At 66.1% G+C, this 239-nt stretch carries 1 protein-coding gene; it reads right to left on the bottom strand.

What is annotated here, in order from left to right:
• Positions 1-214: Ig-like domain-containing protein (locus F6X39_RS37480; RefSeq protein ID WP_187620172.1), on the bottom strand; the 214-nt coding region annotated here is incomplete at its 3' end.
• Positions 215-239 lie beyond the last annotated feature (25 nt).

The raw sequence follows: 239 nt of genomic DNA, 5'->3' as shown, positions 1-239 counted from the left end.
GCGTGAAGCTCCAGTTGCCGTCCTCGTCGACCTGCGTCTCGCCAACCGGCGTGCCGTTGTCGATCACGACGATCGTGTCGCCCGGTTCGCCCTTGCCCACCAGCGTCGGCGTCGTGTCGTCCGTGCTGCCGCCATTGTCCACAGGACCCTGAACCAGACCCACGTCGTCAATCACTGCGCCAATGACTGGCTGGTCCGGCGCAGTCGTGTCCACGATCACCACGTGCGGCTCCGAAGGC

It is taken from the genome of Paraburkholderia sp. UCT2 (assembly GCF_014397665.1).
GTDB classification, from domain to species: Bacteria; Pseudomonadota; Gammaproteobacteria; order Burkholderiales; family Burkholderiaceae; genus Paraburkholderia; species Paraburkholderia tuberum.
The sequence above is the reverse complement of the archived record's forward strand: the minus strand, read 5'-3'. Positions and strand labels throughout refer to the sequence as shown.